10 protein-coding genes are annotated in these 11,744 nt (G+C 46.9%); 6 read left to right on the forward strand and 4 right to left on the reverse strand.

Annotated features, from left to right (window positions below; genetic code table 11):
* Positions 1 to 419 precede the first annotated feature (419 nt).
* A complete protein-coding gene (locus ACO0KV_RS15170) occupies positions 420 to 1,532 on the forward strand; it encodes an NADH:flavin oxidoreductase/NADH oxidase (RefSeq protein ID WP_423043508.1) in 1,113 nt (370 codons plus the stop codon).
* A gap of 105 nt (positions 1,533 to 1,637) precedes the next feature.
* Here ACO0KV_RS15170 and ACO0KV_RS15175 read toward each other — a convergent pair whose 3' ends face one another.
* From ACO0KV_RS15175 to ACO0KV_RS15190, 4 genes are all read right to left on the reverse strand, one after another.
* Complete coding sequence (locus ACO0KV_RS15175) at positions 1,638 to 2,588, reverse strand: SPFH domain-containing protein (RefSeq protein ID WP_423043510.1); 951 nt, start codon at positions 2,586 to 2,588, stop codon at positions 1,638 to 1,640.
* A 60-nt stretch (positions 2,589 to 2,648) separates the two neighbouring features.
* A complete protein-coding gene (locus ACO0KV_RS15180; protein ID WP_423043512.1) occupies positions 2,649 to 3,089 on the reverse strand; it encodes an NfeD family protein in 441 nt (146 codons plus the stop codon).
* Positions 3,090 to 3,314: 225 nt separating this feature from the next.
* Entirely contained in the window at positions 3,315 to 4,052 is a 738-nt protein-coding gene (locus tag ACO0KV_RS15185; RefSeq protein WP_423043514.1) for a hypothetical protein, read from the reverse strand.
* 173 nt (positions 4,053 to 4,225) lie between these two features.
* A complete protein-coding gene (locus ACO0KV_RS15190; RefSeq protein ID WP_423043516.1) occupies positions 4,226 to 5,137 on the reverse strand; it encodes an alpha/beta fold hydrolase in 912 nt (303 codons plus the stop codon).
* Between the two features lie 224 nt (positions 5,138 to 5,361).
* Here ACO0KV_RS15190 and ACO0KV_RS15195 point away from each other — a divergent pair, with 224 nt between their 5' ends.
* The 5 genes from ACO0KV_RS15195 to lysS all read left to right on the forward strand — a co-directional run bounded on the left by ACO0KV_RS15195 (position 5,362) and on the right by lysS (position 11,634).
* On the forward strand, positions 5,362 to 5,826 hold the full coding sequence (locus ACO0KV_RS15195; protein ID WP_423043518.1) for a ribonuclease HI family protein: 465 nt from the start codon (positions 5,362 to 5,364) through the stop codon (positions 5,824 to 5,826).
* Between the two features lie 206 nt (positions 5,827 to 6,032).
* Positions 6,033 to 8,249, forward strand: coding sequence for a YgiQ family radical SAM protein (locus tag ACO0KV_RS15200; RefSeq protein ID WP_423043572.1), 2,217 nt, complete (start codon positions 6,033 to 6,035; stop codon positions 8,247 to 8,249).
* A gap of 157 nt (positions 8,250 to 8,406) precedes the next feature.
* Entirely contained in the window at positions 8,407 to 8,697 is a 291-nt protein-coding gene (locus ACO0KV_RS15205) for a hypothetical protein (protein WP_423043520.1), read from the forward strand.
* Between the two features lie 127 nt (positions 8,698 to 8,824).
* Positions 8,825 to 9,929 (forward strand): peptide chain release factor 2 gene (prfB, locus tag ACO0KV_RS15210; RefSeq protein ID WP_423043521.1). Its coding sequence is split into 2 segments (ribosomal slippage): positions 8,825 to 8,905 and positions 8,907 to 9,929, totalling 1,104 coding nucleotides; the frame shifts between segments, so codons are not numbered across the junction.
* A gap of 166 nt (positions 9,930 to 10,095) precedes the next feature.
* Positions 10,096 to 11,634, forward strand: a complete 1,539-nt coding sequence (gene lysS, locus ACO0KV_RS15215; protein WP_423043522.1) for a lysine--tRNA ligase — start codon at positions 10,096 to 10,098, stop codon at positions 11,632 to 11,634.
* Positions 11,635 to 11,744 lie beyond the last annotated feature (110 nt).

The following is an 11,744-nucleotide window of genomic DNA, read 5'->3' on the forward strand; positions in this document are numbered from 1 at the left end:
GGTGAGATGTGTGTAGTTCATTATGCAATTTCGACTGGCCGGTCAAAAAGGCACAAATGCTATCGCATCTTGCCCTCATTAACCGGTACCGTTCATAAATTGCACTTCATCCTAGAATTCGCCTTTCTAAAAAATTTTCAAACAACTAAAAATACCTGAAAATACCTAAAGTCAGACCAACAACATATCGCCCAAGGCCTAAAACGAAAAATAATGCTGGGCATGATTATTTTATTACCTTGCGCTAGAAAGACGACACCACGTTTATAGTGCCGTACCAATTCCATTTTCCCAGTCACGAACTTCCGTCAGCGTAACGTATAACATCGCTGCTCTGCACGACGAATCAATTTACCTTATGATGGTTAGCTATCTCGCCCCTCTCACGCGCAGATTTCAACATAACAGGAAAATCAACGATGAGTGCACTCTTCTCCCCAATTTCATTGGGAAAACTGAACTTAAAAAACCGGATTGTCATTGCGCCGATGTGCCAATATTCAGCGGTGGATGGCAAACCAACTGACTGGCACCTAATCCATCTTGGCGGCCTAGCCCTCTCTGGCGCAGGCTTATTGATCATTGAAGCAACTGCCGTTGAACCTATCGGTAGAATTTCACCCGCCGATCTCGGCTTATGGTCAGATGAAACGGAAGCTGCATTTGCGAAAGTCCTGTCTTCCATACGCCAATACGCAACGATGCCGATCGCCATTCAGCTAGCTCACGCTGGTCGCAAAGCATCCAGTCAGGCGCCGTGGGATGGTGGTCAGTTAATTTCACCAGAAAATGGCGGATGGCAAACTGTTGCGCCATCGGCGATTGCGCATGGCGCCCATGAAGCGCCACCAGTTGCGCTAGATGCCGCAGGACTTGACCGGATCAAGCAAGCATTTGTCGATGCCGCACTTCGCGCTCACCGTCTGGGGATTGACGCCATTGAACTGCATGCAGCGCATGGCTATCTACTGCACGAATTCCTATCCCCACTCTCGAATCACCGCGAAGACAGTTATGGCGGCAGCCTTGAAAATCGGATGCGATTTCCATTAGAAGTGTTTGACGCCGTTAAGGCAGCCCTTCCGCAAGAGTACACATTGGGTGTCCGTATTTCCGCTAGCGACTGGGTGAGCGGCGGCTGGGACGTCGAACAAAGCACAACCTTTGCCAAGGAATTGGAGCGGCGCGGATGTTCTTTCCTGCACGTCTCCAGCGGTGGCGTTTCGCCTTTGCAACAAATACCGTTAGTAGCAGGTTACCAGGTTGCATTTGCTGAACACATCAAAAAATCAACATCAATGCCAATTATCGCGGTCGGCTTAATTACCGAAGCAGAGCAAGCAGAAGAGATCGTCGCAAGCGGACAAGCCGACATGATCGGCATTGCACGTGGCATTCTTTACGATCCGCACTGGCCGTGGCATGCAGCAGCAAAATTAGGCGCGTCTGTTGATGCACCAAAGCAGTACTGGCGCTCTCAGCCACGTGATCAGAAAGCACTCTTTGGCGAAACAAAAATCGGTGGAAGATAACCATCCACCTCTCTGAACGACGTCCGTATCAGTGATGCCAAAAAAAGAGCGACGCCTGGTTATTTCTGGCGTCGCTCTTTTTTATTACCACCGAAGGCACATTATTTAACTAATGCGTTTCGGCGCCTCACTGACACTGCCTTTTTGCGACTTAGCGACTTGCATCGCGGTTGCGATCAAACCACTCATATCGCCAAGGTTAGCCGGTACGATGATCGAATTATTCGTTTTAGCGAGATTTGCAAATGCAGCAACATATTGCTCAGCAACTTTTAAATTCACTGCATCTTCACCGCCAGGAGATTGAATTGCCGCAGCCGTTTTACGAATAGCCTCAGCACTTGCCTCTGCAATCGACAAAATTGCTGCTGCCTGACCTTGAGCCCGATTAATGGAGGCCTGTTTTTCACCTTCTGACTTTGCAATCGAGGCCTCACGTTCGCCCGTTGCAATATTAATCTGTTCCTGCTTACGCCCCTCTGACGCAGCGATCAGCGCACGCTTTTCACGTTCAGCAGTAATTTGCGCCTGCATTGCATGCAGAATTTCTTTTGGCGGCGTCAGATCTTTAATTTCATAACGTAAGACCTTCACCCCCCAATTCGCGGCTGACTCGTCAATTGCGCTGACAATCGTCGTATTAATATGATCGCGCTCTTCAAATGTCTTATCAAGCTCCATCTTACCAATCACAGAGCGTAAAGTTGTCTGCGCCAATTGGGTGATAGCAGCAATGTAATTAGAAGAGCCGTACGATGCACGCATTGCATCCGTAATCTGGAAATATAAAATACCATCCACCTGCAATTGCGTATTGTCCCGCGTGATACACACTTGTGGCGGCACATCGAGCGGAATCTCTTTGAGCACATGTTTGTAAGCAATCCGATCGATAAATGGCACAACGATATTGAGCCCTGGACCCAAAGTACTATGATATTTACCCAAACGCTCAACCACCCAAGCGTGCTGCTGTGGCACGACATTAATTGTCTTAAAAACGAACACGACTGCCATCACAAACAACACTAACGCAACGCTTCCTATACTTTCCATATTCCCACCTTAAAAAAATTAAGAATCACACGCAACATCAACTTATCTACATCATTTCTTTCAAATCGTTGCAGGTCTAACGATAAATTTACTTCCCTGCACTTCCAAAATCACAAAACGCCCTGGCTCTCCAGCGCCGTGATGTAACTCAACATCCCACATAGCTCCTCGATAGGCAACACGAGCCGACGGCCTACCACTTCCATGCGCATGCCATTCTCCAACCTCAATCGTCTGTCCGATATCCATATTCACGTTAGGATCTCGCGCCGCATTTGCATTGGCTTTCCAGCCATATTTACTGCGATGTAGCCATATCGTCGCAAGACTTCCGACAATGGCTGCGACAAGCAATTGCGCTGAGATACTTAAACCAACAGCCGCAACGACAACACCAGCAATCATGCCAACAGAAATCATCAACAAATAAAACGTGCCGGTAAATAACTCCAGAATCACGACTACACCTGCCATCACCGCCCATATTACCCACGGATTCATTTTATTGTGCTCCTGTCATTGTTATTTCGTTCATGCATTGTGATCTAAATAAAACCGTACGTCATCGGTAAAATTAATTATATTTAGCCGCATCACTATCACCACCTACCAACAACATGTTCTATCCATTGCCGCCAAAGAAAAAGACCTGTAAATCATCGATCTACAGGTCTCGTATTGAATGATGGGGCAAGCTAATGGTACGCCATTGAAATAGCTCAGCGATCAGGCATTCGTACTGAAAAGACTGCCGATGGAAGTACTACCCGCAACATTGGCAGCAACGAGTTTCAAAAAAGATTGCAAATTAGCCTGCGTTGGATTGCCACCACTGCTAGTCACAAGGCTATTAAACGACGATTGCAATGCGGACGTCGATGAGTCAACAGAACCCGACGAGTCACCAAACATACTACTTAATGAATTCGCGTTACTACCTAAGGTGGTAATTAATTGCTGAATGCTCGATTGGAGGTTAAACGTCGCACTGGACTTATTCAACTGCACTGGTGCTGGCGCTGCTGAACTTGATGATGACTTCCCTAATGCCGTTGCAAGTAATTGATTAATGTTATTGCCGGATGAGGCAGTACTGGTGGCCCCTCCAGATGAGTCATTAAGCATCGAAAATAAGTTTGAAGTTGTCGCACCGCTCGCATTAAGTCCTGTCAACGAACTCAACAAACTACTCGCAAAATTGGATGAAGATTGTTGTCCGCTTGCGGACAATAATTTGGTTAAATCTAGGTTAGGATTGATTTGTGACAACGCTTGCGTTATTGCTGTGTTCAACGCACTGGTATTCGATGATGTTAAGCCAGTTGACATTGAAGATGAGGTACTACTTACCGCTGCCGCACTCACATCAGGCGTTGCAACCGGCGTAGCAATTACATTGGTTGTAGACGCTCCCAACGAACCTACGGTCTGATAACTACCAGCACCGAGTGAAGTAATTGACATGGCTAACTCCTGATTAGTAAGGACAATAGTAATTGAACGCTTTATTTTGGTCTTGTTACCATACAAATGAAATATCATTCTGTCTACTTTTTACATAGACGTACAAATTTCAAGCAATCTTGACGACAATCACACAAAAAACGTCAACATACGCAGATAGTGCTTAGAATTTATTACTGGATCAGATGTAAAAATTGCCCTACATGTCGGCTACTTTGCTTCGGATCCTCAAGCATAGGCACGTGACCAATCCCATTTAGAATGACCCGCTCACTACCACGGAGCTTTTCATGCAAATAATCAGCGTCAGCGACACTTAGCACTTGGTCACCGTCTCCCCAAAGAATCAGCACTGGCAATACCAACTGCCCCAAATAAGCACTTTGATCAAGATCGGCCATCATGTCACCAAAGATTTTTTTATCAATCTCAAACCGAGCAATCTTTTTATCAGCGAGCAAGTTAAACACCATCCGTGGCATGTAAGGCGGCTTACTCATGCATATATCCAACAAGCGCTGGAAATCATCTCGGTTTTGCACATCGATCAAAGGATTTAACTCACGAGAATCAACAACTGCTTCAACCCTACCTGGTTGAATTTCCGCCCCGGCTGCACTGATCAGAACAAGTGACCGAACCATTTCTGGATACAGATGCGCGAGCCTTAAGGCGATTGCACCTCCCATAGAGTGCCCGACGACATGACCTGATTTAATCCCCAAGGTGGTTAGCATTTGGTACACACGGTGCGCCTGGCTATGAATCGAGTAATCTTGATCTGCGTCCCAGGAACTCTCGCCATGCCCTGGCAAATCTGGAATGATCACCGGATATGGTAAGTCCAGCAGTCCGGCAAACTGGATCCACGTATCTTTTTCAGAGCCAAATCCATGTAAAAGAAGAATCACTGGGCCCGATAGCTGTGACGACGTCGCGCCTTTGCTGGTCAAATACGAAATTTCCCCAAACTCAATGGAAAGTTTTTTCTTTTCCAATCTTGCTTGTTGGTAGGAAAGCCGAATAGCATTAAGGTAAATATTCGCTTGATATTGCCGGATTTTTTCTTTGATTATGTCAAACATAGAACTCTTTTCACGTTAAAAACCAACCATTCAAAAGCCAACGCCTTCACCCATCCTAAAAACACCCAACACGAAACACGAGATGAAAGATGAAGCAGATCAGGTCAACTATTAAATATCATACAACTTTAGTCTAAACAAAATATGATCTGCAACAGGTAGAATCCAAGTCACATTAGAAATTGATATTTTATTACTAATTTTAAAAGAAAAATAGGATAAACATGCCCTCACACCACAAACAAGAGGACTCCTTTTCAGACACCGATTGGTTCGCGTGGTTTGATGGCTCCGCGAAACCCAATCCTGGCAGATGTCATCTGGCATGTATTTTAAAGGGTAAGGATGGTGCCATTTACACCCATACAGAGTACATAGGCTATGGCGATAGTAGCGATGCTGAATATCAGGCACTCATATCAGCACTTAAATTGATTGCGCAAAAAACTGAACATCCTGACCGCGTCCGTATTTTATTGCGCGGTGACAGCCAAGTTGTCATCAACGATGTACTTGGACCAAAAAACAAGGCTTCTCAAAAGCTAAGTCAGTATAGGAACGATGCGCTGGTATTGATTTCTCAGCTTCCTGGCTTAACCCTAAAATGGATTCCACGACACAAAAACAATGAAGTCGATGCACTCATGCGTAACGATATTGGCATTAAAACAGAAGAAATTTCTCTCTAAAGCAAAAAAGTTGGTTTTTTTCATTGGCGTTAAGATATGGTTTTCACGCAAGCTTTTGATTATTCAGCATAAATTCATATCCCAACAAGCAAGATGCGCGGCTTTCCGGTAAAATCCTGTCTATGAATCCTTTGCCAAAAAATCTTTTTTCGTTCCCTCGCTTCCGTACGGATGTCGGCGGCAACCACACTGCGCCTTTTCTTCCAATGTCTCGTGCCGAAATGGACAAACTTGGATGGGATAGCTGCGACGTTATTTTAGTTACCGGCGACGCCTATATCGATCATCCAAGCTTCGGAATGGCATTGATCGGTCGCTTGCTTGAACACCACGGCTTCAGAGTCGGCATCATCAGCCAACCAGACTGGCACTCAGCAGATGCGTTCCGAGTTCTCGGAAAACCCAATCTCTACTTTGGCGTCACTGCCGGCAATATGGACTCGATGGTGAATCGATATACCGCTGACCGCAAAATCCGTTCAGAGGATGCCTATACGCCAGATGGTGATCGCACAAAGCGACCTGACCGAGCGCTCGTGGTATACGCCCAACGTGCACGTGAAGCATTTCCTGATGCGAATGTCGTTATTGGCAGCATTGAAGCGAGTCTGCGTCGTATTGCACATTATGACTATTGGTCCGATAAGGTACGCCGCTCTGTTTTACCAGATTCAAAAGCGGACATTCTGCTATTCGGCAATGCAGAGCGCGCACTGATCGACCTCACGCATCGACTTGCGCAGGGAGAACACATCAAAGACATCCGCAATCTGCGCGGTACTGCTTTTATGGCACCACAAGGTTGGTTGCCTGATGAAGAATGGACGGTCATTAATTCAGTCAAGATCGATACCCCGGGCAAACTAGAAGCACATACCGACCCGTACGCAATGACGCCAGAAAAAGATGCGAAATGCGCAACCGGTGAGGAGTCCAAAAACGCGACGCCTGAGGCACCCGCTGCCGATGTTGTTCAGCAACAGGCAATTCGCATCATGAGCCGCGAAGAGCGTCAACTCATGCTAAAAAATAAGCAACACAAATCCGCCATCCGCTTGCCGTCTTTTGATGAAGTCAAAGATGACCCTGTGATGTACGCCCACGCGTCGCGCGTATTTCACCTAGAAGCCAATCCAGGAAACGCCAAAGCCCTGGTGCAAGGTCACGGCGACCGTGATGTCTGGCTCAATCCACCACCACTGCCGCTAGCGATGGACGAAATGGATGGGGTGTATGATCGTGCCTATGCGCGCGCGCCACACCCGTCCTACGGCAAAGCCCGCATCCCGGCTTGGGAGATGATCCGCTTTTCTATCAATATTATGCGTGGCTGCTTTGGTGGTTGTACGTTCTGCTCGATTACAGAGCACGAGGGTCGGATTATTCAAAGCCGCTCTGAGCCTTCTATCCTGCGTGAAATCGAAGAAATTCGCGACAAAGTCAAAGGCTTTACCGGCACGATTTCCGATCTCGGAGGCCCAACCGCGAATATGTATCGCCTGGCCTGCAAAGACAAGAGCATCGAAGAATCATGTCGTCGTTTATCTTGCGTATACCCATCAATTTGTTCCAATCTGGGGACCGATCACAGCAAGTTAATTTCTATTTATCGCAAAGCACGGGCCATTCCTGGTGTAAAAAAAATCCTGATCAGTTCAGGCTTACGTTACGACCTCGCTGTCAGATCACCAGAATATGTCAAAGAACTGGTAACACATCACGTCGGTGGTTTGCTAAAAATCGCCCCAGAGCATACCGAGACAGACACCCTGTCAAAAATGATGAAGCCAGGCATCGGCAGCTACGATGAATTCAAACAAATGTTTGAAAAATACTCAAAAGAAGCCAATAAGGAACAATATCTGATTCCTTACTTTATCGCAGCCCACCCTGGCTCGACCGATGAAGACATGGTCAATCTCGCGATCTGGCTCAAGAAAAACGATTTCAAATTGGATCAGGTGCAAACGTTTATGCCAACACCAATGGCATTAGCGACCACCATGTACCACACACGCAAGAATCCGCTCAAGAAAGTCACAGCGGATTCCGAAGTCGTCGAAACGGCACGCTCTGGCAAAATTCGCAAATTACATAAAGCATTGTTGCGTTACCATGCGCCTGAAAACTGGGAAATCATTCACGAAGCATTGATACGGATGGGCCGAAGGGATTTAATCGGCAGCGGACCTCGTCACTTGATCCCTGCACGACAACCATTAATCCCCATCACTATTGATGAGAGCGGCGTTGCCAATGGTAAACGTGTAGCGGCACCAAAGATCAATACTTATGGTAAAAAACCGGCTGCGCACAGCAACCCCTCTGCAACAGCTAAAACAGCGGCCACCCCTGCTCGTACGGGACTGGCATACAAGTCCGCCAAGCCAAAAACTACCACGGCAAAATCTGGTAGACGTTAATCTTTAAGCATGCCTTTAAGTGCGATAGTTAAACTACATTAAAAGCTGCGCAATCTGCGCAGCTTTTTTTTATCGTGCATTACTCAGGGAGTTTTACTGATGTAAAATCAGCTAGGCGGTGAATGGCATTTTTACGTAGTTACCCTCTGGAGGCACTATGAAACACATGAAAACCGTTTTAATACTCGAGCATACCGAAGAAATCTTCGATAAACTCACTTGCGACGTCTGCGGTGCTGAGTCCCTTTGGGATGAAAACTGGAGCGACAAGGAACACGAGAAAGTCAACACGACGATTTCTCTCGAAGAAGAAGAATCATTGCCGAGTGGCGGTTCAGTCAAAATTACGCAATATCATGTTTGCCCTGACTGCTTTAAAAATCATTTGGCAAAATGGCTAGAAAGTCATCGCGACGTTCACCCAACAATTACAAAATCAGTCTGGTAAAGGAAAAGATGACGGTTATTTAAGTGAATTGATGGCACATATTGACAAAACAAACGGCAGCCGAATCACTACTAAGGTGCGGCTGCGGTTATAATGCAAGGTTTTATTGCATTAGAAAAGCGACATTATGGAAGCCGAACGCCTCAATAGCCTGTCCTCCCTGCTTGCCGACCTGACGGTCCGCGAAGCCGAACTTCGGAGGTATCTTTGACTTCGATATCAAGTCAGAGAAGCTCGAACAAGTCAATGCCGAATTAGAAGATCCTAAAGTTTGGGACGACCCTAAACGCGCCCAGGATTTAGGCAAAGAGAAAAAATCCCTTGAAGCCATTGTCGACACACTCAATAAAGCAAATTCCGGATTACGTGACGCGAATGACCTATTTGAGATGGCTCGAGAAGAGTCTGATGACGACACCTTGGAAGCGATTGAGATCGATGCTCAAGGATTGCAAGGCTTAGTAGAAGGGATGGAATTCCGTCGGATGTTTAACAATCCCATGGATCCGAATAATTGTTTTATCGACATTCAAGCTGGTGCGGGCGGTACCGAGGCACAAGATTGGGCGTCGATGTTATTGCGTCAGTATTTGCGCTATTGCGAGCGTAAAGGCTTCAAAGTCGATATTCTTGAACAGTCCGATGGCGATGTTGCGGGCATTAAAACAGCAACCCTGAAAGTAGAAGGCGAATACGCCTATGGCTTTTTGCGTACTGAGACTGGCGTGCATCGTCTCGTTCGCAAATCTCCGTTCGATTCCAACAATGGTCGCCACACCTCGTTCTCGAGTCTGTTTGTCTACCCAGAAGTCGATGAGTCATTTGAAATCGACATCAACCCTGCGGATGTGCGTACCGATACCTACCGTGCATCTGGTGCGGGCGGTCAACATATTAACAAAACCGATTCAGCCGTGCGCTTGACTCATGGCCCTTCCGGCATCGTTGTGCAGTGTCAGAATGACCGCAGTCAACATCGTAACCGCGCTGAGGCATGGGAGATGTTGAAAGCGAAGTTATTCGAGCTCGAATTGCGTAAGCGCATGAGCGAAAAACAAAATCTGGAAGATTCCAAGACGGACGTGGGCTGGGGCCATCAGATTCGCTCGTATGTACTTGACCAATCACGCATTAAAGATTTGCGCACCGGCTTCGAAACAGGCAACACCAAAGCCGTATTGGATGGCGACATCGACGAGTTTATTGCAGCATCACTAAAGCAAGGTGTCTAAATAACTTAGTGCATCATTGATGAGAAACATCAGTGATGCACACATTAAGCTATTCATCAACATTTGACGAACGCGGTTAATCCATTTTGTTCGAATTTTGCTACGCAGACGTTGATCAGAACCAACAACAAACGGGCACACCGCCCGCAACACTGAGAGAAATCTTATGTCAGAAACTAATAACCAAAACGCCGCCAGCGAATTGCCGGTTGATGAAAACTCCATCATCGCAGAGCGCCGCGCGAAGCTTGATGCGATTCGCGCCAAAGGCATCGCTTTTCCAAACGATTTCCGTCCAACCCACAAAGCTGCTGATTTGCAAGCGCAGTATGGTGATATTGGCCGTGAAGAACTCGAAGAACTACATGTCGAAGTGAGTATTGGCGGCCGCATGATGTTGAAGCGTGAAGCCGGTAAAAAAGCAGCATTCGCCACCTTACAAGATGCGTCCGGCATCCGCGCAGATGGCCGTATCCAGCTGTACGTCACAACAGACAAAACTGGCGAAGCGGAAATGGAAGCGTTCCGTCACTACGACTTGGGCGACATCCTCGGCATTGAAGGTGTTTTGTTCAAAACAAAAACCGATGAACTGACCATCAAAGTCACGACATTACGTTTGCTGACCAAATCCTTGCGCCCACTGCCAGACAAGTTCCATGGCTTAGCAAATCAAGAAACCAAATACCGTCAGCGTTACGTCGACCTGATCATGAGCGAAGAGACACGTCGCACATTTAAAGCACGTACTGCGGCAATGACCTCCATCCGTAATTTCATGGCAACCCATGAATTTATGGAAGTGGAAACGCCGATGTTGCACGTCATCCCAGGCGGTGCAGCGGCAAAGCCTTTCATTACCCATCACAACGCACTGGACATGGAAATGTACCTGCGTATCGCGCCTGAACTATACCTCAAGCGTCTGGTTGTTGGTGGTTTTAACCGTGTGTTTGAAGTTAACCGCAACTTCCGCAATGAAGGGGTATCACCACGCCACAATCCAGAATTCACGATGATGGAATTCTATGCAGCCTACGTCGATTACAAATGGCTGATGGACTTTACTGAACAAGTTATCCGTAAAGCAGCTGAAGATGCGCATGGCACAGCTGTATTAACGTATCAAGGTAAAGAGCTGGATTTGTCCAAACCGTTTGAACGTCTGACAATTGTTGGCGCGATCAATAAATATGCGCCGCAATATACCAATGAACAATTGCACGATGCTGAGTTCATCAAAGCAGAATTATTGAAATTCGGCGTCAAACCATTTGCAACAGCAGGTCTCGGCGCATTGCAATTGGCCTTGTTTGAAGAAACAGCAGAAGCGCAGCTGTGGAATCCAACCTACATCATCGACTATCCTGTCGAAGTGTCACCGTTGGCACGTGCATCAGACACCGTTCCTGGCATTACAGAACGCTTTGAATTGTTCATGACTGGTCGCGAAATCGCTAACGGCTTCTCCGAGTTAAACGATGCCGAAGATCAGGCAGCACGCTTCCAAGCACAAGTTGCCGCCAAAGAAGCAGGCGATGATGAAGCGATGTTCTACGATGCAGACTACATCCGCGCACTCGAATATGGCCTACCTCCAACCGGTGGCTGCGGTATCGGCATTGACCGTCTGATGATGTTAATCACCGACTCACCAAACATCCGTGACGTCATTCTGTTCCCGCATTTACGTCGCGAAGACTAATTGCAAAGAGCAGATTAACTGCAAGTATGATCAGCGTTAAAATAACACTTTAATGATCATCAAAAGCAGAACTAAAAACACCCGTGGCATCTATTTTGATCCTCGGGTGT

The sequence above is a fragment of the Undibacterium sp. RuRC25W genome (assembly GCF_049339825.1).
GTDB lineage: Bacteria > Pseudomonadota > Gammaproteobacteria > Burkholderiales > Burkholderiaceae_D > Undibacterium.